Genomic DNA, 20,794 nt, shown 5'->3' with positions numbered 1-20,794 from the left:
GTTCATCGCCTCATAATGGCAACCATGGGCCGAAGCGCCGGAACGGCAGGCCGAGCGCGTAGCTGAAGACCAGGAACGCAAACAACGTCAGGCCGGCCGACAGTGCGAGCGCGGTCAGCGGCTTCATGCGACCGCTGGCAAACGACGCGATCAGCGCCGTCAGGAAGATCGACGGGATAAAGCCGAGGCCGCGCACCGTCAGGCCGAAGAAGATCGGAGCAGGGAGGATGAGCAGCATGCCGCGCCACGCAATGTGCCCAATTGGCTCGCTGCTATCGAAGCGAACTGCCTGGATGAGGATGATGGCGCCCAGCAGGATCAGCACGACCGCCAGGACCAGTGGAAAATAGCCTGGTCCCATGCGGAAGGCGGTGCCGATTTCGAGGCCGAGCGACTGCAGCGCGAAACACGCGCCGAAGCCGATGAACAGTGCGGCGCAAATGGCGTTGGTCCTGTCGATTGCGAAAGGTTTCATGACATCCTCCCAGGCCCGCGCCGCGGGCGCGCCGTTGCATGCGAAAACGGGGGCAGAAGCAAAAACGCAGCGCTGGCAGCGCCCCGTTTGGAGCCCTCAATCGGCGTACTGACCGGCGGCTTCGATGATCGGCTTCCAACGCGTGATCTCACCTTCCAGCTTGGACTTCAGCGCGGCTGGCGTCGCGTCGGCTTCGGGCGACGGCTTGGTGCCAAGTTCGGCGAAGCGGGCCACGACGTTCTGGTCCTTCAGCGCGACCTGAAGCGATTTCGACAGGCGTTCGGTGATCTCGGTCGGTGTGCCCTTGGGTGCGTAGAGGCCGTGCCAGATGCCGACCTGCACCTGAGGAAGGCCCGCTTCCGTCGCCGTCGGGACGTCCTTCAGGACATCGAGGCGTTCCGGCGAAGTGACGGCATAGGCCTTGATCGTGCCGCCCTGGATCTGCTTGGTGGTGTTGGTCGTCTGGTCGCACATGATGTCGACCTGACCGCCAAGAAGATCGGTCATGGCCGGGCCGGTGCCCTTGTAGGGCACGGTGACCAGCGGTGTGCCGATGGCGCTCATGAACAGCATGCCGCACAGATGCGAGGCCGCACCTATCCCGGCATTGGCGACGGTGAGGCTATCCTTGTTGGCCTTGGCATAGTCGACCAGCCCCTTCAAATCGGTCGGCTCGAGGTCCTTGCGGCCGACGATGGTCATCGGCACCTCGGTGACGAGGCCGACATAGTCGAAGGCGTTCAGCGTGTCGTAGGCGAGCTTTCTGTATAGCGTTGCGCTTGTCGCCATGCCGATGTGGTGGAGGAGCAGCGTGTAGCCGTCCGGCTCGGCGTTGGCGACGCGGCCCGCCCCAAGCGTGCCGCCGGCGCCGCCGACATTCTCGACGATGACCTGCTGGCCGAGATCCTTCGACATGGCTTCCGCGACAAGGCGCGTGACGGTGTCGGTCGGGCCGCCGGCGGCAAACGGTACCACAACGGTGATGGTTCGTTCAGGATAGGTCTGTGCGCCCGCTGCGAACGGATAAAGCGTGATGGCCGCAGCGGCAACCAGAGCGGCGACTAATTTTCTCATCGTGATCTCCTCCCAGGACATAAATCTCCAACCGCGCGCGGAGTTCTCCCAACACCGGCTGCGGATAGAGCAACAACTAGCGCAAACTAGCAGATTGCAATCGGCCTCAAATGGCAAACTGCGATTCTCTGCCGTTCGTCCGCTCTATTCTAGTAGCCGTAGCCCCGTGCCATCGCCGCCGCAAACACCGGGATCAGCAGGAAGATGAACGCCTCGGCGCGGATATAGGTCTTCACCGAAGCAAGCTCGGCCGCCGGCACCAGGAACGACGGGTTGGCGCCTGCCTGCCGGTTCCAGGAAATGAAGCGGATGGTCGGGATGATCGACAGCAGGCCGACCACGCCGAACGCCACCATCTTGGCCCAGAACACCCAGTTGTAGACGTAGAATTCCCAACCTTTGAGGCCATAGAAGACGCGGCCGATGCCGACGATGATGATCAGCGTTGCGATGATGCCATAGTGACGGTCGATGCCGGCGAGCCGCTTGAGCGTGGCGGCGGCCAGATCGCCGCGGATCAGCACGAATTCGGCGCCGATGATCCCTGCCAGGGAAAACACCAGCAGATGGTGGACGATGGCAAGCACGAGATCGGTGGTGTCCATGCTTTTTCCCTTGTTGGCAGGCACTGAGACCGGCCACGCTGAACCAGTCACCTTGCGAAGGGTAGCATCGTTCCGCAAAATTCCCACGCGCGAGCCCACTTTCGACCTGGCCATGAGCGTCATTGACGCCCGTTCCTGACAACCTAAAAAGTTCCTCGGATGACCGGATTGAAACGCGCCCTGAACCCGATGCCAGACGATGTCCGCGCTGCCCTGACAGAGCGCGGTTTGATGACGGTCTACGAGGCGCGGCCGGACGACCAGAAGAACGACTATCTCGGCTGGATCGGCCGCGCCAAACGGCCGGACACCTGGCGGAAGCAGCTCGACCAGATGCTGGACGAGCTGCAGCGCGGCGGCGTCTACAGGAACATGGCCTGGCGCGGCTGAAGTCCTGCCGCTATCCGGCGGGCGGGGCCTCCGCAGTGAGCCATGGTTCCTGGATGATGGCCCATGTCGCCCTGGCCCTTGCACCGCACCGGCGATTTGCTAAGCGCGGGCAACATCAGCGAGGCAGATTCCATGAGCGGTCCAAAGGCAACCAGCGCCCCTGTCATCGAGACGCAGCGAACCATCCTGCGGGCACACCGGCTGGGAGACTTCGACGCTTATGCGACGATGTGGACCGATCCCGTCGTCACCCGCTTCATCGGTGGCAAGCCGCGCACGCGCGAAGAAAGCTGGATGCGCTTCCTGCGTCATGCCGGCCTGTGGTCGCTGCTCGGCTACGGTTTTTGGGCGATCGAGGAGAAGGCGACGGGCCGTTTCATCGGCGAGGCCGGTTTTCACGATCTGAAGCGCGATATGGAGCCGTCGATCGAAGGCATTCCCGAGGCCGGGTGGGCGCTCGCTCCGGCCGTTCATGGCGCAGGCTTCGCCACCGAGGTGGTTGGCCGCATCCTGGCATGGGGCGAAGAGACGTTCGGGCCCGCGAAGACCGTCTGCATCATCGATCCGGAAAACGTCGCTTCTCTGAACGTTGCGAAGAAGTGCGGTTACCGGGAAGTGGTGCGGACCACCTACCACGATGCTCCGACCATCCTGCTGGAACGGCTCGCCTGAAACGGTTTTAGCCGGCCTTGCGGCTGAGCTTCCGCGCCAGATCGACCCATGGATCGGCGGTGTTTTTGGCGGCCGGTGCGACGTTCCGGCTGAGCAGCACCGTCGAAACATCGAGAGGCTGCGGCTTGGCGATCGCATAACCCTGTGCATAGTCGACGCCGATCTTTTTCAAGGCGGCGATGATGCCGTCGCTTTCGACGAACTCGGCGATGGTGCGCTTGCCCATGACCTTGCCGATGTGATGGATCATCTCGACCATGGCGTGGTCGATGCGATCTTCCAGCATGTCCTTGACGAAGCTGCCGTCGATCTTGAGGTAGTCGACCGGCAGGTGCTTCAGATAGGCGAAGGACGACATGCCGGAGCCGAAATCGTCGAGCGCGAAGCGGCAGCCCAGCCCGCGCAGGTCGGCAATGAAGCGCATGGCACTGGTCAGATTGGCGATGGCGCTGGTTTCGGTAATCTCCAGGCAGATCATGGCGGGCGAAATGCCATGGACGAGGAATTGCTCGCGAAGGAAGTCGAGGAATGTTTCGTCGCCGAAACTCGCTCCGGAAAGATTGATGGCGCATGTGGTAATCGGAGCCGTGCGCGGATCGGCTTGCCGCGCCGCCAGAATGGCGAAGGTGTTGCGGACTACCCAGCGATCGATCGATGGCATCAGGCCGTAGCGCTCGGCCGCGGGAATGAAGCTCTGCGGGGTGACGAAGCTGCCGTCTTCGTCGGTCAGCCGCAACAGGATCTCGATATGTGCGCCCGCCTCGGCGACGTCGTCGTTGAGCGGCCAGATTTCCTGGGCATGAAGCCTGAAGCGGTTTTCTTCGAGGGCGACGTGCAGGCGCTGCACCCAGGCCATCTCGCCGAAGCGCTCCCGCATGAACACATCGCCATCGCTGTGGATCTGGACGCGGTTGCGGCCTTTTTCCTTGGCCAAGTAACAGGCGACGTCGGCGGCCCTGAGCGTTTCCTCGATCGTCACTTCGGCATTGGCGATCTGCACCATGCCGATGCTGACACTGGAGTTGAAAGGCCTGCCATCCCAGGCGAAATGCAGATCCTGCACCGCCGCGCGCAGCCGTTCGGCGATGTCGGCCGCGCTGTCGCTATCGCAATCGACGAGCAGCACGCCGAACTCGTCGCCGCCCAGCCGGGCCAGCACATCGCCCGGCCGCAATTCGTGGGTCAGCAGCGCTGAAATCCGGCGCAGCAGCTGGTCGCCCGCGGCATGGCCGCAGGTATCGTTGACCAGCTTGAACTGATCGAGGTCGAGATACATGAGTGCGAGCTGGCGCGGCCGGTCCTGCAGGTCCGCGATCGTTCTTTCCAGTCGGCTCTCGAAGTCGCGTCGGTTGGCCAGTCCGGTCAACGCATCATGCGATGCCTGCCATGACAGCCGCTCGATATAGTCCTCTTCGCGCGTCATGTCGTGGAACGCCAGCACCGCGCCGGCGACGTGGCCGGAAACGAGCAGCGGGGCTCCGGTCAGCGCGACGGGTACAACGGAGCCGTCCGGCCGCTGCAGCAATTGCGGACGCGCGCTGGAAAGGTGCGGCTCACCGGCCAGCAGGCGCTCGACCAGGCCGGTGTCTTCGGCGCTGCTGTCCTTGTCCACAAGGCGAAACAGCGACGCGATCGGCTTGCCCCTGGCGGCACTGAGCGGACATGCAAGCAATCTTTCGGCGACGGCATTCATGTAATCCAGCCGCCCGTCGGCCCCGGTGCTGATCACGGCCTGTCCGATCGAAGCCAGGGTGATCTGGGCGCGCTCACGCTCGGCATTGAGCGCCATCTGGAATGCCTGACGCTGCGCCAGGAGTTTGCGCGTGCGCCATACGGCAAGCAGGATCAGCAAGGCGGCGGTGACCACATTGGCTGATGTGAGCAATATCTTGATGAAGCGCGATCCCTCGCCGAGGCTGTCCGAGAAGGCCTTGGATAGCGGGCTGATCTGATGATCGAGCTGATGGATTTCCGCTTTCCAGGCGCTGATCTCAGCCGCCGATGCCGGCCCCTTGCCCAGCCTCTCGTGCATGGCGTCACCGAGCCGCTGGATGGCGAGGATCATCGTGTCGGCGGCCGTCCAGTGCCGGATGGCGGCATCGAGATAGCTGAAGCCGCGGAAATTCTGGAACAGCCAGATCATCCCGGCTACGTCGTCGGCGTGATTCCTGCCCTGCAGGAAGCCGGTATGTGCCGCATTGGTGTCGGGCTCAGGCTTCTCAAGTGCGAGGCGGGCCGAACGATCAGCCAGCGGAACGGCGATTGCCCCGCTGTATTCGCGGAAGAACTCCTCTTTACCGGTGTCGGCATAGAGGCTGAGAAAATAGATGGCGTGCTTCTGCCCCTTGGACCACTGGCTCTCGCCGCCGACATAGGCGCGAACCGCCGACAGCGTGTGGAGGCTGAGGCTGGCAACCAGTGCCTGAACAAGAACGACGGCGATGAAAGGCCAGACGAGCCCGAGAAGACGGGGTTTCGGGTCCATCGATGACAGCTTCATCGAATTTCCATGGACTTGCCATGATCCTTGTCAGGCCGTCTGTCCGACTGTTTCATCCGTCGGTGGAGACGACGTTCTTCCCTCGTGTCGCTCATCTGGCGACATCAGTCCGGTTATCACGAGGGGGCTTAACAGCGAATAAATACTTCAACTATTTATATGGTCGATTCTTGCCGCGGGTGGCCGAATATTACGCTGCGTGATGTAACTGCTTCAAGTTGAATCAGATTGTATTCGAAGCTCCCGGAATCTCTTTCCGGGATTGGAACGCGGGGCAGGGTTGCGTGGACGCGCATCGCGCTTTGCTTCGGCCGACGGGCCGATCAACGCTACGACGCAGCGTCCGCCGCGAGGCTCGCCTGCTCGAGCATGGAGGCGTCCTCGCCGAAGGCGCGGGTGGCGCGCGCAGCCGCCTCGAGCAGCGGGCGTTTCATACGCTGCAGAAACGCCGCGTCGACGCGCGTGCTGGGACCGGCCAGCGTCAAGGCGCCGAGCAGGGCGCGGCCTGGCCCGAACACCGGCGCCGACACGCCGGCCGTCTCGGGGTCGCGGTCGCCGACGGCGAGACAGTTGCAGGTCTTGCGGATGGTCTCGTAGGGTTCGCCCTGCTGGCCGGAAAACGCCGCAAGCACGCGGCCGCCCGAGCCGACCAGCAGCGGCAGCACGTCGCCTTCGCGTATCGTGTAGCGTATCGGGTGCTTGGATTCGACGCGGTAGAGACAGGTGCGGACGTCGCCCGAACGAACATAGAAGGCAACGCTCTCCCAGCTTCGCTCGGAAAGGTCGCGCATGATCGGCAACAGGATGTCGACCGCCACCACCGAACGCTGATAGAGCGCGCCGAGCCGGAAGGTCGCGGGTCCGACGCGGTAACGGCCATCGCCCAGACGCTCGAGCAACTGCCCGCGCAGAAGGGAATTCGCAAGCCGCAGGATGGTGCTCTTGTAGAGGCCGGTACGCGCCGCGATTTCGGCCAGGCTGAGCGACCTGTCCGACGTGGTGAAGGCATCGAGGATGGTGATCGCCCGATCAAGCGCGGCAACCCCTTCGGCGGCCGCTTGCCGGATGTCTGGATCAGCCGGTTTGCCTGGTGAGTCCATTGCGGTTTCCAATTCGGAGAAGGCCCTAAGCAGACTCCGCTGGCTTCGCCAACGCGTCGAACACTTTTGCGGAACCTGCTTAGCGGAGCCAATGTGTCGCGCCGCCGACGCGTTCTGTCTAGTAGAATATCGTTCCCGTTGACAGAACTTGGTAACATCTGCTTGAACTCGATTACGGGTCTGGATTCAGGCGCGTTTTGGCAGGCACCGGAGGAGGTGTCGTGATCTGGAGGAATCCCCATGCTGAACAGACGCAGATTTTTGATGAGCACGGCGGCGGCTGGCGCTGCCGGCCTTGCAGGACTTCACCTTTCACCCGCTTTCGCCGAAGGCGCACCGCAGATCCAGATTTTCGTGCCGGCAGCACCTGGCGGCGGCTGGGATCAGACTGGGCGCACGATGGACCAGGTGCTGCGCAGTGAGAAGCTCATCTCCGGCTCGCAGATCACCAATGTCGGCGGCGCCGGCGGCACGGTCGGACTGCCGCAGTTCATCAACCAATGGAATGGCAAGGGCAATTCGCTGATGGTTGCCGGCATGGTCATGGTTGGCGCCATCATCGCCAACAAGGCTGCCAACAATTTGACGCAAGTCACCCCGATCGCCCGCCTCACCGGCGAGTTCGAGGCCTTGGTCGTGCCGGCGGAGTCGCCGTTCAAGACGGCCGCCGATTTCGTCGCCGCACTCAAGGCCGATCCGACAAAGGTTCCTGTCGCTGGCGGCTCGGCCGGCGGTTCGGACCACATCCTGTTCGGGCTGATCGCCAAGACCGTCGGCGTGCCGGCGACAAACCTGTCCTACGTCCCGTTCGCCGGTGGTGGCGAGGCCCTGTCGGCGCTGCTCGGCAACCAGGTCGCGGCCGGCATCTCCGGCTTTGGCGAGTTTTCCGAACAGGTCAAGGCGGGCGCACTGCGGCTGCTTGCCATCTCGGCCGACAAGCGCCAGGACGGCATCGACGCGCCGACGCTGAAGGAAGCCGGGATCGATGTCGAGCTGTTCAACTGGCGTGGGGTCTTCGCACCTCCCGGCGTTTCTGATGCCGACAAGGCGGCGATGATCACGATGGTCGAGAGCATGGCCAAGAGCGACGCCTGGGCGGCTGAATGCAAGAACCGCAACTGGACGCCGATTCTGCTCACCGGCGACGATTATGCAAAATTCGTCACCGAGGATACGGCCCGCATCGAGGCGATCCTCAAGGATCTCGGGCTTGCCTGATCTTCCCTGAAGGGGCGGCGCATGCCGCCCCTTCTCGCATGGAATGCAAAGCCGGCATGAAACTGCGGTGAGGACCCGGCCGTGCGGCGCCGGGCATCTTGGCCAGCTATCCTGGGGAGGACAATCATGAGCAGCAGCGACCAGCAGGCGGCGCCGTCGCGCCTTGCCGTGCCGGAATTGTTGATCGGCGTCGGGCTTCTGGCCTGCGCCGGCGCCGTGGCCTGGCAGACACTGGCGATCCCGGTGTCGCCGCTCTACTCCAAGGTCGGCCCGACCGTCTTTCCCTATCTCACCATGGTTGGTCTGGTGGTGCTGTCCCTGTTGCTCATCATCGCGGCGCTGCGCGGCGGCTGGCAGCCTGATGAGGAAAGGGAAACGCCGACCGACTGGAAGGCGATGGGTTTCGTCGTCATCGGCCTGCTCGCCAATCTGCTGCTCATCCAGCCGCTGGGCTTCACGGCGGCATCCGTCATCATGTTCGTTCTCGTCTGCTACGGCTTCGGGAGCAAGCGTACGCTGCGCGACGCAGGGCTCGGCCTGATCCTGGCGCTGGCCGCCTATTTCGGCTTCGCCAGGGCGCTCGGCGTCAACATCGGCGCCGGCTTCATCGAGAACCAGCTGAACACGGTGATCGATGCGATCATCGGCACGTTTGGAGCCTGACGCCATGGAAACGCTCGGCCATCTCGCACACGGCTTCTCGGTTGCCTTCACCCCGGTCAACCTTCTGTGGTGCCTGCTCGGCACCACGCTCGGCACCGCCATCGGCGTGCTGCCCGGGCTCGGACCGGCGCTGACCATCGCCTTGCTTTTGCCGATCACCTATCAGGTGGCGCCGGAGGCCTCCTTCATCCTGTTCGCCGGCATTTACTACGGCGCCATGTATGGCGGCTCGACGACGTCGATCCTGCTCAACACGCCCGGCGAAAGCGCCACCATCGTCACCGCGCTGGAAGGCAACAAGATGGCCCGGTCCGGCCGTGGCGGTGCGGCGCTTGCCACCTCGGCGATCGGCTCCTTCGTCGCCGGCACCATCGGCACGCTGGGCGTCGCCTTCCTGGCGCCGGTGGTGGTCAAATTCGCGCTTGCCTTCGGTCCGGCCGAATATTTCTCGCTGATGGTGCTGGCCTTCATCACGGTTTCGGCGGTGCTCGGCTCGTCCTCGGTGCGCGGCCTGACCAGCCTGTTCGCCGGCTTCGTCATAGGCATGATCGGCGTCGACCTGCAGACCGGCCAGCCGCGCTTCACCTTCGGCATGACCGAACTGCTCGACGGCGTCGACGTCATCATCGCCGCCGTTGGCCTGTTCGCCGTCGGCGAGACGCTCTACATGGCTTCGCGCCGCTACGCCGGCAAGGATGAGATCGTGCCGCTCAAGGGCTCGCTCTACATGACCGCTGCCGAGTGGGGACGCTCGTGGAAACCCTGGCTGCGCGGTGCGGCGATCGGCTTTCCGATCGGCGCCATGCCGGCCGGCGGCGCCGAAATCCCGACCTTCCTGTCCTACGCCATCGAAAAGAAGCTGTCGAAGCACAAGGAGGAGTTCGGCACGGTCGGCGCCATCGAGGGCGTTGCTGGCCCCGAAGCCGCCAACAATGCGTCCGCCGCCGGCGTGCTGGTGCCGATGCTGACGCTCGGCCTGCCGACCTCGGCGACGGCGGCGATCATGCTGTCGGCGTTCCAAAGCTACGGCATCAATCCCGGGCCGCTGCTTTTGACGACGCAGGGCGACCTCGTCTGGGGGCTGATCGCCAGCCTGTTCATCGCCAACGTCATCCTCGTCATCCTCAACCTGCCGCTGATCGGTCTGTGGGTGCGGCTGCTGAAAATCCCGGCGCCGCAGCTCTATGCCGGCATCCTGGTGTTCGCCACCGTTGGCACCTATGGCATCTCGCAATCGCCTGTTGACCTCGTCATCCTCTATCTCCTGGGAGGGGCCGGCTTCCTGATGCGGCGTTTCGATTTCCCGACCGCGCCGGTCATCATCGGCATGATCCTGGGGCCGCTCGCCGAGACCCAGTTCCGCCGGGCGATGACCATCTCGAATGGCGACTGGTCGGTGTTCTACAAGCATCCGCTGTCGCTGACGCTGCTGACGCTCGCCTTTATCGGCCTGGTCGGGCCGCATATCTGGGCCTATGTCGAGCACCGCCGGCGGCGCGGACCGGAGCATGTGCCCGGCGATGCCTGATCGATCCCTGATGCCATGACAGAACTGCTTTCCGGTATCCGCGTCCTCGACCTGACCAACGTCCTGGCCGGCCCCTATTGTGCCTATCAGCTGGCGCTGCTCGGGGCCGACGTGATCAAGGTCGAGGTCCCGCAAGGCGGCGACCTGGCACGCCAGCTGGGCGGCTCGCCAAAGCTCAACAGCGACGGCATGGGCGCCTCGTTCCTGGCGCAGAACGCCGGCAAACGATCGGTGGTGCTCGACCTCAAGACGCCGGCCGATCGCGAGCGCTTCCTCGATCTGGTCGCCAGCGCCGATGCGCTGGTGGAGAATTTCCGCCCGGGCGTGATGGATCGGCTCGGCCTTGGCTACGAGGCGCTGAAGGCGGTCCGTCCCGGCCTTGTCTATTGCGCGATATCCGGTTTTGGCCAGACCGGGCCGATGCGCGACAACCCGGCCTACGACCAGATCATCCAGGGGCTTTCCGGGATCATGAGCATCACCGGCACGCCGGAAACGGCGCCGCTGCGTGTCGGCTACCCCGTTGCCGACACGCTTGGCGGACTGGTCGGGGCGTTCGCCATTGCCGCGGCGCTGGTGCGGCAGAAGACGAGCGGCGAGGGCGCTTTTCTCGACGTTTCGATGCTCGAATGCACGCTCTCGGCGCTCGGCTGGCCGGTCTCCAACTACCTGACGGCAGCGGTCGATCCGCAGCCGATGGGCAATGAGAACATGACCGCGGCGCCGTCCGGCGCCTTTCGCACCGGCGACGGACTGCTCAACATCGCCGCCAACAAGCAGGAGCAGTTCGTAACGCTGTGCCGGCTGATCGGGCGGCCGGAGCTGGCAGTGGATCCGCGCTTTGCCGAGCGGGAGACGCGCAAGCGCAACCGGGCAGCGCTTAAAATTGAGATCGAGGACGCCCTGGCGGAGGCGCCGGCGGCGGTCTGGGAAGAGACGCTCAATCGTGCCGGCGTGCCGGCGGGCAGGGTGCTGACGATCCCGCAAGTGTTGGCCGAGCCGCAAGTGCTCGAGCGCCAGGTGACCGCGAGTTTTGCGGACGTGCCGGGTATGGACAGGCCACTGACGGTTCTGCGCGGCGGGTTCATGGTCGATGGCACGGCGCCGCTGCCGACGAAGCCGCCGCCGGCGCTCGGCGAGCATATGGACGAGGTTTTCGCCGATCTGCCGCCGCGCGCCAAGACGAAGGCACGGGCATGAGCGGCACGGAGAAGAAGACCGGCCGTGAGCGCGGCGAGGAATGGTGGCAGACCGACATCATTGAGATGCGGCCCGGTATCATCCGACTGCGCGGCTATGAGATCCAGGATCTGATCGGCCGCGTCAGCTTTCCGGCGATGATCTGGCTGATGCTGCGTGGCGAATTGCCGAGCGAGCACCAGGCGGCGCTGCTCGGCATTGCGCTGGGTGCCGCCGTCGACCATGGGCCGCAGGCGCCGTCGATCGCCATCGCGCGGATGGCTGCAACCTGCGGCGTCGGCATCAACAGCGCCATGGCCTCGGCCATCAATGTGCTCGGCGACGTCCATGGCGGCGCCGGCGAACAGGCGCTGTCCTTCTACGGTGACATCGCCGTGGCGCTCGATGGTGGCATGACGCTGAATGCAGCCGTCTCGGCACGGCTCGACCGGTTCTTTGCCGAGGAGAAGGGCTATGTGCCGGGGCTCGGACATCGCTTCCATCCCGTCGATCCGCGCGCGCCACGCCTGCTGGAACTGACCCGCGAGTTTGCCGCGCGGGGTGTCGTCAATGGACGCTTCGCCGATATCGCCGAAGCGATCGAGGCGGAAGTCGCGCGGCGCAAGGGGAAAAAGATACCGCTCAACATCGACGGCGCCACCGCCGTCATCTATGGCGAACTCGGCTTTCCGCCACCGCTGACGCGCGGGCTTTTCGTGTTGTCCCGCTCGGTCGGCATCCTGGCGCACGCCTGGGAACAGTCGCAGCAAGCCGAGCGAAACAAGGGGCCGCTGCCGCGCGAATGGTTGTGGGCCTATACCGGCACCCCTGTGCGCCCCTTTCCCGAAGGGGACGACACGAGCGAGTGAGGCCTGATCTCAGGTGGGGTCGACCGGTGGGGGCCGGGCAATCGTCAAGGTCTTCACCAGCGTCGAGAGGTCAGGCTCATCGATGAGCAAGGCCGCATCGGCCGGCGGCAGCCATGCCCGCTGTCGCCGTTTTGCTTCCTGCCAGTCGGCCAGTTCCTCGGTCACCTCCATCAGATAGACGATGACGTCGACGCGGACGAAGCGGTTGGCCAGCCGCTTCCAGTAGGAATAGGTGCCCGCCGGTTCCTTCAGCGTCTTGCCGAGCACGCCGGCCTCCTCCTGTGCCTCGATGGTGGCCGCCTTGCGTCCGCTCTTGCCCTTCATCGGCCAACCCTTGGGGACGATGAAGCGTCTTGTGGTTCGCGACGTGACCAGCATCACCTCGATATCGCCGCGCGCGTTCAGCCGAACCGGAATCGCCGCCACCTGACGGATGCTCTCGCCCTTCTTTGCCTTGCGTACGGCCTTTTTCTTGGTGGCTGCCATTCGTGAATCCAGTCGATGCAATGCCGCATAGCGCGACAAGGCATCGTTGCAAAACCAAAACTTTCGCGTGTGCCGAAAGCACCCCGAATACATAAGTCGGCTAAATAAACGAAAAACGCCGGCTTGTCAGCGGCAATTGCTCACGGCGGTGGCGCCGATTATCTGCGTCGAGCAGCTTGGCTTGAGCTGCGGCACCACCGGCCGCTGCTGCTGGACAATCTGGCGGTCCTGGGCGCGATACTGCTGCTGTTGCTGCTGGTATTGCTGCCGCTGCACCCTGTTCTGCAGGATTTGCAGGTCGTTCTGCCGGATCAGTGCGTTGTTGCCGGCGGCGGAATTGAGCGCTTGCGCCGAAGCGGGCAAGCAAGCGCCGACCAGCATTGCCGTCGCCAGCATTGCCGATGTGAAAACCGTAGATGGTCGAAGCGCCGACATCCGCTCATTCCCGCATGAAAGAAATCCTGACCCTAATATAGGGCGTCTGTCCGGTCGTGCCATATCTCGGTGCAGATCGAAGCGAAATCGGGGTCATCGATCACTGAAGGTTGCTTTGCGGTGGCAGAGAATCTGATTCGCAACCCCGCATTGCACTTGACGGAAGCCGTCGATTCGCCGCTCTATCGGGCCGGCGCCGGCCTTGAGCGGAATGGCGTCTACGGTGCCGGCATGTCTGTCAGGGATGACGGTGCCTTCGGCAAAACGGTAAAACAGAACGCGATCGGCGCGTCTCTCAAGGCCAGCTACCAGCTGGCCTAAGGCGGAGCCGGGAGGGAGGGGTCTTGATGAGGAAGTACGCGTATTTCGTGGCGATGCTGGGTGTTGCTTGCGCCGTCGGTGTGCCGGCCGTGGCTGCGCAAACCAAGACCGACAAGGCGGCAGCGCCGCCCGCCGCCGATGCGCCGCAACTGCCTGGCGGCGCCTCGGCGCTGTCCGAAACCCATGGCGACTGGACGGTCAATTGCCAGATATCAGGCGCGACCAAGGCCTGCAGCCTGTCGCATCAGCAATTCAACAAGCAGAACAACCAGCGCCTGCTGGCGATCGAGCTGTCGAGCAAGACCGGTGAGGATGCCACGGGTACGCTGGCTCTGCCGTTCGGCCTGGCGCTGGCCAAGGGCGTCAGCCTGACCATCGACGACCAGAAGCTTGATGGCAGCCTGCCATTCAACACCTGCCAGGTCGTTGGCTGCCTGGTGCCGGTGGCGTTCGATGCGACCGTCACGCCGCTGCTGAAGTCAGGCACCAGCCTGAAGATCGACGCCTTCGCCGCCGACACCGGACAAGCGGTGAGCTTTTCCATTCCGCTCAACGGCTTCGCCGGCGCGCTTGCCCGAACCGCGGAGCTTTTGGCCAACTGACCGCGCAGGTCGTGTAGGGCCGGAGGGGTGCGCCGCCTGAATGCCGTTTTAGCGGCAGGCATGTAGCAGGCAGCAGGATGTGGGCGGCAGATTTCGTTCCGGCGCCACCGCTCAAACGACGATCGATTTCAACCGTTCGGCGATCAGAGCGGCGAGCCGCGCCGCCACCTCGTCCTTGCTCATCTCGGGCCATTCGTCGACGCCGGCCTTCGACACGATGCGCACCCGATTGCGATCGCCGCCCATCACGCCCGCAGGACCGATGCCGCTTTCGTGCGACACGTCGTTGGCAACGATGAGATCGGCGCCCTTCTTCCTGAGCTTGGCCTCGGCGTTGCGCAGGAGATCCTGTGTCTCGGCGGCGAAGCCGATGACAAGGCCGGGTCGCTGTCTGTGATGGCCAACGCCGGCGAGAATGTCGGGATTCTCGACCATGCGCAGCACCGGCGGTCCTCCGCCCGCGACCTTCTTGATCTTCTCACCGGCCGAATTCTCGCTGCGCCAGTCGGCAACGGCTGCGACGAACACCGCCGCGTCGGCAGGCAGAAGCTGTTCCACCGCATCGCGCATTTCTTCAGCCCGTTCGACATGGATGGTCTTCACGCCGGCGGGATCGGCGATGCCGACGGGGCCGGAGACGAGGCGCACATCGGCGCCGAGCCTGGCCAGTGCTGCCGCGATGGCGTGTCCCTGCTTGCCGGACGAACGGTTGGCGATGTAGCGCACCGGGTCGATCGGCTCATGCGTCGGGCCGGAGGTGACGATGATCTTGCGCCCCGACAGCGGCCTTGGGCTGACATCGAGCAACGCTTCGATGGCCGCGGCGATCTCCAGCGGCTCGGCCATGCGGCCTTCGCCCGCCTCATTGCTTTCGGCCATCTCGCCCTTGGCCGGGCCGACGAAGGCGGTGCCATCCTTCTGCAGTGTCGCGCGGTTGCGGCGGGTGGCCGGATGCGCCCACATTCTTGGGTTCATGGCCGGCGCCATCAGAACTGGCTTGTCGGTGGCGAGAAGCACGGTGGAGGCAAGATCGTTGGCGTGGCCGTTGGCAAGCTTGGCCATCAGGTCGGCGGTGGCGGGCGCCACCACCAGAAGGTCGGCCTCGCGCGACAGCCTGATGTGGCCGACATCGTGCTCGTCCTGGCGGTCGAACAGTTCGGTGAAGACATGGTCGGCGGAGAGCGCGCCCACCGACAGCGTGGTGACGAATTCCTGTGCGGCTGATGTCATGACCACCCGCACCGAGGCACCGCGCTCGCGCAGCCGGCGGATCAGATCCAGCGCCTTGTAAGCGGCAATGCCGCCGCCGATGATGAGCAGGATGCGCTTGCCGGAGAGGCTGCCGCGCGGCAAGACCTTGCCTGCCGGAGCTGCGACGGTGACGGCTGCGGTGTGCGAGGTGGTCAGGTCGCGGAGGGTTTTCTCGATCTGGTCGATGCGACCCACAGGGCCGATCTGCCCATCAACAGCGGCCCGGATCATCACCCGCGCCTGCTCTTCCATGGAGCGGTCGTTTTCCGCCGCCAACCGGCGCAGCAACTCCTTGACCTCATCGTCAAGGTTGCGGATGGTGATGCTGGCCATATGATTGCACTCTGCCGCAGTTTGCCGATTGCAATGATAGCAATGCAATCAACCCGCTGCAAGTTGCGGAAACCGAATCCTGATGTGGCTCGACGCTACATGAGCTTCCAGGCGATATAGACCAGCGTCAGCGCGATCACCCACAGCGCCAGGCGGCCGGAGCGGCTGTAGCGCGCTTCGGCCTTGCCGATGGCGCGGGCGGTGGTCTCGTCGAAGCGCAGGCCGTGCTCGGCCATCAGGTCGATCTCGCGTGACAGCCGATCGGTACGCGCTAAAAGCTCGGGCGCCTGGCGGGCCAGCGTCAACAGCGCCTTGGCGCCATCGCGCGCATCGATCATCATGCCACGCGGTCCAAGATTGCCGGCGATCCAGCCGCCGACAACCGGTTCGGCCGTCTTCCACATGTTGAAGGCCGGGTCGAGCGTGCGTGCCACGCCCTCGACCACCACCATGGTCTTCTGCAGCAGGATCAGTTCCGGCCGCGTCGCCATGTCGAAGAGTTCGGTCACTTCGAATAGCAGCGTCAACAGCTTGGCCATCGAAATGGTCTCGGCCGGCTGGCCGTGGATCGGCTCGCCGATCGCCCGGATCGCTTGCGCGAAGGCCGCGACATTGTGCTGGCGCGGCACGTAGCCGGCCTCGAAATGCACTTCGGCGACACGCAGATAGTCGCGGGTGATGAAGCCGTAGAGGATTTCGGCGAGGAAGCGGCGCTCCTTCTTGCCGAGCCTGCCGGCAATGCCGAGATCGACGGCAACGATGGTGCCGTTAGCTTCGACGAACAGGTTGCCCGGATGCATGTCGGCGTGGAAGAAGCCGTCGCGGAGCGTGTGGCGCAGGAATGACTGGATCAGGTTGGCCGCGATGGTTTTCAGGTCATGGCCGGCAGCGGCAAGGCCGGCAATGTCGTTCATCTTGACGCCGTCGACCCATTCCATGGTCAGCACGTCGCGGCCGGTGCGCTCCCAGTCGACGGATGGCACGCGAAAGCCCGGATCGTCCTTGGTGTTCTCGCCAAGCTCCGAAAGGGCGGCAGCCTCGAGGCGAAGATCCATCTCGATCTTGGTGGTCTGCGCCAGCGTCTCGGTCACCTCGACCGGCCGCAGCCGGCGCGACGACGGTATGTATTTCTCCTGCAGGCGGGCGGCGAGGAAATAGCTTTCGAGATCATGGAAGAAGCGGCGGCGCACGCCCGGCCGGATCACCTTCACCGCCACCTTGGTGGCTATGCCGTCATGGACGGTGTCGGCGTCATGGACCTGGGCTATTGAGGCAGCGGCGACCGGATCGCCAAATTGCGCGTAGAGATCGTCGACCTTGCGCCCGAGCGAAGCCTCGATAGCCGCGATCGCCTCGGCCCTGGGGAAGGTGTGCATCTTGTCCTGCAACATGGCGAGATCGAGCGCCATGTCGTTGCCGACGACGTCGGGCCGTGTCGCCAGGAACTGGCCGAGCTTGACATAGGAAGGCCCGAGCCGGACGACGGCCTTGGCCAGCCGGTCGCTGCGCTCATAGGCCAGCGCGCGGCGGCGGGTGAACAGCCGCGCAAGCCGCCAGCCGAACTTCGGCAATCCGGACAGTTCCTCGCCCGGCAAGGCGGCGACGACGCCCTCGCGCACCAGCACCCAGCCGGCCCGTACGAGCCGAAATCCTGCGCTGACCGTGCTCATGGGTGCGGCCGTCCTGCCGGCTCGTCGAACCGGCATAGCGCATATCGACTGTGAGAAATGCGGTCCAGCCTCAAAGCTTCCAGCCCGAATGAAGAGCCGCGATGCCGCCGGAATAGTTGCGGAAGGAAACGCGATCGAAGCCGGCGCGGGAAATCATCGTCGCGAAATTCTGCTGGTTGGGGAACCTGGCGATCGATTCGACCAGATAGGAATAGGGTTCGCCGTCGCCGGTGACCATCTTGCCGATCGTTGGAATGGCGTTGAACGACCAGGCTTCGTAGGCCTTGTCGAGCAGCGGCATCTCGACTTCGGAAAATTCGAGGCACAGGAAGCGCCCGCCCGGCTTCAGCACGCGGAACGCTTCACCGAGCGCAACATCGATGCGCGGCACGTTGCGAATGCCGAAAGCGATGGTGTAGGCGTCGAACGTGGCGTCGGCAAAGGGGAGTTCCTCGGCATTGGCCTCGACGAAGTCGGTGTTGCCGGACAGGCCTTTCTTCTGTGCCCTATCGCGGCCGACGGCGAGCATCGAGCCATTGATGTCGAGCACGGTGGCATGGGCATTGCCTTGGCTGGCATCGACGATGCGGAAGGCGATGTCGCCGGTGCCGCCGGCAACGTCGAGCACCCGCCAGCCCATCCTTTTTGGAGGATTGAGCCAGGTGATCATGGCATCCTTCCACAGCCGGTGCAGGCCGGCCGACATCAGATCATTCATCAGGTCGTAGCGGTTGGCGACCTTGTGGAAAACATCGTTGACCAGGGACTGCTTGTCGCCAGCCCCTACACGCTTGAAACCATAGGAGGTTTCCATGCCGCCCGCGGCCGTGGTTCTCTCAACTGACATTTTTTTGATCCGTCATAAAACCGGCGGGACCATAGCCGATCGATGGTGCGGGCGCTATTGTTTAAGGCGCGGTGTTCAGCCGCGCTTCCAGGTGGTGGTTTCAAGACCTGGACTGACCGACGGGATGAGTGAATGCTTTTGAAAGCGGAACTGCACTGCCACATCGAAGGGGCAGCGGCGCCCGAACTCGTCATTCGCCAGGCGCAGAAATACGGCAAGGATACCTCGCCCTATATCCAGAACGGTTCCTTCGTCTGGCACGATTTCACCTCTTTCCTCGCGGCCTACGATTTCTCCTCCGATCTGTTCCGGACCGAAGAGGATTATGCGCGGCTGGCCGACCATTATCTGACCAGCCTCGCTCGCGACGGCGCCATCTATTCGGAGGTGTTCACGTCGCCCGACCATGCCACGAAGGCCGGGCTGTCGCCCAAGGCCTATACCGACGCGCTTGGCGAAGGCATGGCCCGGGCCAAGGCCAAGACCGGCATCGAGGGCCGCATGATCGTCACCGGCGTGCGCCATGTCGGCGTCGAGTCGATTGAAAAGGCGGCGCGCTTCGCGGCGCGCTGCGGGCATCCGCTGGTCACCGGCTTCGGCGTCGCCGGCGACGAACGCATAGGTGACATGGAGGACTATGTCAGGGCCTTCGAGATCGCCCGCGAGGCCGGGCTCGGCATCACCATCCATGCCGGCGAACTGACAGGCTGGGAGACCGTCAAGGCGGCGCTCGATCACATCCGTCCCTCCCGCATCGGCCATGGCGTGCGCGCCATCGAGAATCCGGACCTTGTCCGGCGCATCGCCGACGAGGGCGTCGTGCTGGAATGCTGCCCGGGCTCCAACATCGCGCTCAAGGTGTTCGACAGTTTTGCCGGCCACCCCTTTCCGGCCTTGCAGGCGGCCGGCTGCAAGGTGACGCTCAATTCCGACGATCCGCCCTATTTCTGGACTTCGCTGAAGCGCGAATACGACATTGCCGCCGAGCATTTCTCGATGAACGAAAAGGCGCTGACTGCCGTCACCAGAACGGCCATCGAGGCCGCTTTCGTCGACAGAAAGACCAAGACGGCGCTTCTTGCCCGCCTCAACGGCGCCTCTCGCTGATTTCTTCCGACAAAACTGTGGTCGGTGCTGGCCAAGCGGTTCCTTGGCCGGCGCATTGTCGCTAGGGTTCGCTCAAGCAGCTTGAAGCGCGGCGCGTCCGAAAGGACCATGCGCGCACTTTCGGGCGCAGGCATCAGGAGAACATCATGCAGGGCGTCACCGTCGTCGACCATCCGCTTGTCCAGCACAAGCTGACCATCATGCGCAAGAAGGAGACCTCGACGGCCGGCTTCCGGCGGCTGCTGCGCGAGATCTCGCTGCTGCTCGGCTACGAGGTCACCCGCAACCTCGAACTGACGACGACAACGATCGAGACGCCGATGGAGACCATGGAAGCGCCGACGCTGGAGGGCAAGAAGCTGGTCTTCGCCTCGGTGCTGCGCGCCGGCAACGGCCTGCTCGAAGGCCTGCTCGACCTGGTGCCGGCAGCCCGCGTCGCCCATGTCGGCCTCTACCGCGATCACGAAACGCTGGAAGCGGTCGAGTATTTCTTCAAGGCGCCGAGCGACCTCGCCGACCGGCTGGTGATCGTCGTCGATCCGATGCTGGCCACCGCCAATTCGGCGATCGCGGCGATCGACAAGCTGAAAGAGCGCGGCGCCACCAACATCCGCTTCCTCTGCCTGCTGGCGGCGCCCGAAGGCATCGAGCGCTTCACCAAGGCGCACCCGGACGTTCCCGTCTTCACCGCTTCGATCGACCGCCAGCTCAATGAGAAGGGCTACATCATGCCCGGCCTCGGCGACGCCGGCGACCGCATGTACGGGACCAAATAATTTACCAAGTGTTTACGCAAAGGCGTGGTTTTGGCGTGCGTTAAAGCGGCAAACACCATCCGGGCCTAAGGATCGCCTTTCACGAAGGCCGATCCATGCTGCGCAAACTTCTCATCCTTGGCGTTTTCGTCGGTACTTCGGCATCGATACCGATTGTGTATCAGTCGAATCCGCAAATCATCGAAAACCTGCTGAGATCGCCGATGACGGGCAAGGCCGCGGTCGAAGCCCAGCCGGACGTCAATCTGGCATCGGTGCCCGACAGGCCGGCGGCGCCGCTGCCGCTTGGCCGAAAGGTCGTCGTTACGGCAGACGAGCGCGGACACTTCTCGTCGGCCTTCAAGTTCAACGGACGTCAGGTCGACGGCATGATCGACACCGGCGCCACGCTGGTCGCCATCAACACCTCGACGGCACGCAGGATCGGCCTGTCGCTGAACCCTTCCGACTTCAGTCACGAGGTCAGCACCGCCAATGGCTCGATCAAGGCTGCCGTGGCAATGATCGACCGCCTGCAGATCGGCAGCATCACGGTCAATGACGTCCAGACCATCGTGCTCGACGACAGGGCGTTGCACACCAATCTGATCGGCATGAGCTTCCTCAATCGGCTTGGCAAATTCCAGGCCGAGAATGGCACGCTGCTGCTCGTCCAGTAATCAGAGCAATTGCCGGAAGTGTGAGACGGTTCTT

Annotated in this window: 22 protein-coding genes; 12 read left to right on the top strand and 10 right to left on the bottom strand. The window is 64.0% G+C overall.

Annotated elements, in window-relative coordinates:
* Nucleotides 1-10 precede the first annotated feature (10 nt).
* From ACFSOZ_RS26910 to ACFSOZ_RS26900, 3 genes are all read right to left on the bottom strand, one after another.
* The gene (locus ACFSOZ_RS26910) at nucleotides 11-475 is read right to left on the bottom strand and encodes a tripartite tricarboxylate transporter TctB family protein (RefSeq protein ID WP_379102935.1); all 465 of its coding nucleotides are present in this window, start codon (nucleotides 473-475) and stop codon (nucleotides 11-13) included.
* Between the two features lie 96 nt (nucleotides 476-571).
* Nucleotides 572-1,549 (bottom strand): tripartite tricarboxylate transporter substrate-binding protein, encoded by a 978-nt coding sequence (locus tag ACFSOZ_RS26905; RefSeq protein WP_379102933.1) that lies wholly within the window; start codon nucleotides 1,547-1,549, stop codon nucleotides 572-574.
* 149 nt (nucleotides 1,550-1,698) lie between these two features.
* On the bottom strand, nucleotides 1,699-2,154 hold the full coding sequence (locus tag ACFSOZ_RS26900; protein WP_379102931.1) for a DUF2214 family protein: 456 nt from the start codon (nucleotides 2,152-2,154) through the stop codon (nucleotides 1,699-1,701).
* A gap of 159 nt (nucleotides 2,155-2,313) precedes the next feature.
* Here ACFSOZ_RS26900 and ACFSOZ_RS26895 point away from each other — a divergent pair, with 159 nt between their 5' ends.
* Nucleotides 2,314-2,544: a YdeI/OmpD-associated family protein gene (locus tag ACFSOZ_RS26895; RefSeq protein ID WP_379102929.1), complete on the top strand. Its 231-nt coding sequence runs from the start codon at nucleotides 2,314-2,316 to the stop codon at nucleotides 2,542-2,544.
* Nucleotides 2,545-2,676: 132 nt separating this feature from the next.
* On the top strand, nucleotides 2,677-3,216 hold the full coding sequence (locus ACFSOZ_RS26890) for a GNAT family N-acetyltransferase (RefSeq protein ID WP_379102927.1): 540 nt from the start codon (nucleotides 2,677-2,679) through the stop codon (nucleotides 3,214-3,216).
* 7 nt (nucleotides 3,217-3,223) lie between these two features.
* Here the strand turns inward: ACFSOZ_RS26890 and ACFSOZ_RS26885 are convergent, their stop codons facing one another.
* Both ACFSOZ_RS26885 and ACFSOZ_RS26880 read right to left on the bottom strand, forming a co-directional pair.
* The gene (locus tag ACFSOZ_RS26885; protein ID WP_379102925.1) at nucleotides 3,224-5,716 is read right to left on the bottom strand and encodes an EAL domain-containing protein; all 2,493 of its coding nucleotides are present in this window, start codon (nucleotides 5,714-5,716) and stop codon (nucleotides 3,224-3,226) included.
* Between the two features lie 329 nt (nucleotides 5,717-6,045).
* Nucleotides 6,046-6,816, bottom strand: a complete 771-nt coding sequence (locus tag ACFSOZ_RS26880; protein ID WP_379102923.1) for an IclR family transcriptional regulator — start codon at nucleotides 6,814-6,816, stop codon at nucleotides 6,046-6,048.
* Between the two features lie 240 nt (nucleotides 6,817-7,056).
* On the opposite strand from ACFSOZ_RS26880, the gene ACFSOZ_RS26875 reads away from it, so the two are divergent.
* The 5 genes from ACFSOZ_RS26875 to ACFSOZ_RS26855 all read left to right on the top strand — a co-directional run bounded on the left by ACFSOZ_RS26875 (nucleotide 7,057) and on the right by ACFSOZ_RS26855 (nucleotide 12,273).
* Nucleotides 7,057-8,034 carry a Bug family tripartite tricarboxylate transporter substrate binding protein gene (locus ACFSOZ_RS26875; RefSeq protein WP_379102921.1) on the top strand — a complete coding sequence of 326 codons (978 nt, stop codon included), beginning with the start codon at nucleotides 7,057-7,059 and terminating at the stop codon, nucleotides 8,032-8,034.
* A 126-nt stretch (nucleotides 8,035-8,160) separates the two neighbouring features.
* Entirely contained in the window at nucleotides 8,161-8,697 is a 537-nt protein-coding gene (locus tag ACFSOZ_RS26870) for a tripartite tricarboxylate transporter TctB family protein (RefSeq protein ID WP_379102919.1), read from the top strand.
* Nucleotides 8,698-8,701: 4 nt separating this feature from the next.
* Nucleotides 8,702-10,225: a tripartite tricarboxylate transporter permease gene (locus ACFSOZ_RS26865; protein ID WP_379102917.1), complete on the top strand. Its 1,524-nt coding sequence runs from the start codon at nucleotides 8,702-8,704 to the stop codon at nucleotides 10,223-10,225.
* A gap of 15 nt (nucleotides 10,226-10,240) precedes the next feature.
* The gene (locus ACFSOZ_RS26860; protein ID WP_379102915.1) at nucleotides 10,241-11,425 is read left to right on the top strand and encodes a CaiB/BaiF CoA transferase family protein; all 1,185 of its coding nucleotides are present in this window, start codon (nucleotides 10,241-10,243) and stop codon (nucleotides 11,423-11,425) included.
* Entirely contained in the window at nucleotides 11,422-12,273 is an 852-nt protein-coding gene (locus tag ACFSOZ_RS26855) for a citryl-CoA lyase (RefSeq protein WP_379102913.1), read from the top strand. Before ACFSOZ_RS26860 ends, ACFSOZ_RS26855 begins: the two co-directional genes overlap by 4 nt.
* Before the next feature lie 9 nt (nucleotides 12,274-12,282).
* Here the strand turns inward: ACFSOZ_RS26855 and ACFSOZ_RS26850 are convergent, their stop codons facing one another.
* Nucleotides 12,283-12,759: an NUDIX hydrolase gene (locus tag ACFSOZ_RS26850; protein ID WP_379102911.1), complete on the bottom strand. Its 477-nt coding sequence runs from the start codon at nucleotides 12,757-12,759 to the stop codon at nucleotides 12,283-12,285.
* A 126-nt stretch (nucleotides 12,760-12,885) separates the two neighbouring features.
* Nucleotides 12,886-13,194, bottom strand: a complete 309-nt coding sequence (locus ACFSOZ_RS26845) for a hypothetical protein (protein ID WP_379102909.1) — start codon at nucleotides 13,192-13,194, stop codon at nucleotides 12,886-12,888.
* A gap of 69 nt (nucleotides 13,195-13,263) precedes the next feature.
* On the opposite strand from ACFSOZ_RS26845, the gene ACFSOZ_RS26840 reads away from it, so the two are divergent.
* Nucleotides 13,264-13,515: a hypothetical protein gene (locus ACFSOZ_RS26840; RefSeq protein WP_379102907.1), complete on the top strand. Its 252-nt coding sequence runs from the start codon at nucleotides 13,264-13,266 to the stop codon at nucleotides 13,513-13,515.
* 26 nt (nucleotides 13,516-13,541) lie between these two features.
* Complete coding sequence (locus ACFSOZ_RS26835; RefSeq protein ID WP_379102906.1) at nucleotides 13,542-14,117, top strand: invasion associated locus B family protein; 576 nt, start codon at nucleotides 13,542-13,544, stop codon at nucleotides 14,115-14,117.
* A 111-nt stretch (nucleotides 14,118-14,228) separates the two neighbouring features.
* On the opposite strand, the gene coaBC is transcribed toward ACFSOZ_RS26835, so the two are convergent.
* The 3 genes from coaBC to ubiE all read right to left on the bottom strand — a co-directional run bounded on the left by coaBC (nucleotide 14,229) and on the right by ubiE (nucleotide 18,218).
* Entirely contained in the window at nucleotides 14,229-15,701 is a 1,473-nt protein-coding gene (gene coaBC, locus ACFSOZ_RS26830) for a bifunctional phosphopantothenoylcysteine decarboxylase/phosphopantothenate--cysteine ligase CoaBC (RefSeq protein WP_379102904.1), read from the bottom strand.
* 95 nt (nucleotides 15,702-15,796) lie between these two features.
* The gene (gene ubiB, locus ACFSOZ_RS26825; RefSeq protein ID WP_379102902.1) at nucleotides 15,797-17,371 is read right to left on the bottom strand and encodes a 2-polyprenylphenol 6-hydroxylase; all 1,575 of its coding nucleotides are present in this window, start codon (nucleotides 17,369-17,371) and stop codon (nucleotides 15,797-15,799) included.
* A gap of 70 nt (nucleotides 17,372-17,441) precedes the next feature.
* Nucleotides 17,442-18,218: a bifunctional demethylmenaquinone methyltransferase/2-methoxy-6-polyprenyl-1,4-benzoquinol methylase UbiE gene (gene ubiE / locus ACFSOZ_RS26820; RefSeq protein ID WP_379102900.1), complete on the bottom strand. Its 777-nt coding sequence runs from the start codon at nucleotides 18,216-18,218 to the stop codon at nucleotides 17,442-17,444.
* 132 nt (nucleotides 18,219-18,350) lie between these two features.
* Here ubiE and ACFSOZ_RS26815 point away from each other — a divergent pair, with 132 nt between their 5' ends.
* The 3 genes from ACFSOZ_RS26815 to ACFSOZ_RS26805 all read left to right on the top strand — a co-directional run bounded on the left by ACFSOZ_RS26815 (nucleotide 18,351) and on the right by ACFSOZ_RS26805 (nucleotide 20,760).
* On the top strand, nucleotides 18,351-19,325 hold the full coding sequence (locus ACFSOZ_RS26815; protein ID WP_379102898.1) for an adenosine deaminase: 975 nt from the start codon (nucleotides 18,351-18,353) through the stop codon (nucleotides 19,323-19,325).
* Nucleotides 19,326-19,471: 146 nt separating this feature from the next.
* The gene (gene upp, locus ACFSOZ_RS26810) at nucleotides 19,472-20,101 is read left to right on the top strand and encodes a uracil phosphoribosyltransferase (protein WP_023671129.1); all 630 of its coding nucleotides are present in this window, start codon (nucleotides 19,472-19,474) and stop codon (nucleotides 20,099-20,101) included.
* A 95-nt stretch (nucleotides 20,102-20,196) separates the two neighbouring features.
* Complete coding sequence (locus tag ACFSOZ_RS26805; protein WP_379102895.1) at nucleotides 20,197-20,760, top strand: TIGR02281 family clan AA aspartic protease; 564 nt, start codon at nucleotides 20,197-20,199, stop codon at nucleotides 20,758-20,760.
* The last annotated feature ends 34 nt before the right edge of the window (nucleotides 20,761-20,794 follow it).

It is taken from the genome of Mesorhizobium newzealandense (assembly GCF_042682145.1).
Lineage (GTDB): Bacteria > Pseudomonadota > Alphaproteobacteria > Rhizobiales > Rhizobiaceae > Mesorhizobium > Mesorhizobium newzealandense.
This window is presented reverse-complemented; position numbering and strand designations above follow the sequence as displayed.

What these genes read in the sequence shown, in the direction of transcription:
- ACFSOZ_RS26910 (WP_379102935.1), bottom strand. Translation starts at nt 475, where the DNA reads ATGAAACCTTTCGCAATCGACAGGACCAACGCCATTTGCGCCGCACTG.
- ACFSOZ_RS26905 (WP_379102933.1), bottom strand. Translation starts at nt 1,549, where the DNA reads ATGAGAAAATTAGTCGCCGCTCTGGTTGCCGCTGCGGCCATCACGCTT.
- ACFSOZ_RS26900 (WP_379102931.1), bottom strand. Translation starts at nt 2,154, where the DNA reads ATGGACACCACCGATCTCGTGCTTGCCATCGTCCACCATCTGCTGGTG.
- ACFSOZ_RS26895 (WP_379102929.1), top strand. Translation starts at nt 2,314, where the DNA reads ATGACCGGATTGAAACGCGCCCTGAACCCGATGCCAGACGATGTCCGC.
- ACFSOZ_RS26890 (WP_379102927.1), top strand. Translation starts at nt 2,677, where the DNA reads ATGAGCGGTCCAAAGGCAACCAGCGCCCCTGTCATCGAGACGCAGCGA.
- ACFSOZ_RS26885 (WP_379102925.1), bottom strand. Translation starts at nt 5,716, where the DNA reads ATGAAGCTGTCATCGATGGACCCGAAACCCCGTCTTCTCGGGCTCGTC.
- ACFSOZ_RS26880 (WP_379102923.1), bottom strand. Translation starts at nt 6,816, where the DNA reads ATGGACTCACCAGGCAAACCGGCTGATCCAGACATCCGGCAAGCGGCC.
- ACFSOZ_RS26875 (WP_379102921.1), top strand. Translation starts at nt 7,057, where the DNA reads ATGCTGAACAGACGCAGATTTTTGATGAGCACGGCGGCGGCTGGCGCT.
- ACFSOZ_RS26870 (WP_379102919.1), top strand. Translation starts at nt 8,161, where the DNA reads ATGAGCAGCAGCGACCAGCAGGCGGCGCCGTCGCGCCTTGCCGTGCCG.
- ACFSOZ_RS26865 (WP_379102917.1), top strand. Translation starts at nt 8,702, where the DNA reads ATGGAAACGCTCGGCCATCTCGCACACGGCTTCTCGGTTGCCTTCACC.
- ACFSOZ_RS26860 (WP_379102915.1), top strand. Translation starts at nt 10,241, where the DNA reads ATGACAGAACTGCTTTCCGGTATCCGCGTCCTCGACCTGACCAACGTC.
- ACFSOZ_RS26855 (WP_379102913.1), top strand. Translation starts at nt 11,422, where the DNA reads ATGAGCGGCACGGAGAAGAAGACCGGCCGTGAGCGCGGCGAGGAATGG.
- ACFSOZ_RS26850 (WP_379102911.1), bottom strand. Translation starts at nt 12,759, where the DNA reads ATGGCAGCCACCAAGAAAAAGGCCGTACGCAAGGCAAAGAAGGGCGAG.
- ACFSOZ_RS26845 (WP_379102909.1), bottom strand. Translation starts at nt 13,194, where the DNA reads ATGTCGGCGCTTCGACCATCTACGGTTTTCACATCGGCAATGCTGGCG.
- ACFSOZ_RS26835 (WP_379102906.1), top strand. Translation starts at nt 13,542, where the DNA reads ATGAGGAAGTACGCGTATTTCGTGGCGATGCTGGGTGTTGCTTGCGCC.
- coaBC (WP_379102904.1), bottom strand. Translation starts at nt 15,701, where the DNA reads ATGGCCAGCATCACCATCCGCAACCTTGACGATGAGGTCAAGGAGTTG.
- ubiB (WP_379102902.1), bottom strand. Translation starts at nt 17,371, where the DNA reads ATGAGCACGGTCAGCGCAGGATTTCGGCTCGTACGGGCCGGCTGGGTG.
- ubiE (WP_379102900.1), bottom strand. Translation starts at nt 18,218, where the DNA reads ATGTCAGTTGAGAGAACCACGGCCGCGGGCGGCATGGAAACCTCCTAT.
- ACFSOZ_RS26815 (WP_379102898.1), top strand. Translation starts at nt 18,351, where the DNA reads ATGCTTTTGAAAGCGGAACTGCACTGCCACATCGAAGGGGCAGCGGCG.
- upp (WP_023671129.1), top strand. Translation starts at nt 19,472, where the DNA reads ATGCAGGGCGTCACCGTCGTCGACCATCCGCTTGTCCAGCACAAGCTG.
- ACFSOZ_RS26805 (WP_379102895.1), top strand. Translation starts at nt 20,197, where the DNA reads ATGCTGCGCAAACTTCTCATCCTTGGCGTTTTCGTCGGTACTTCGGCA.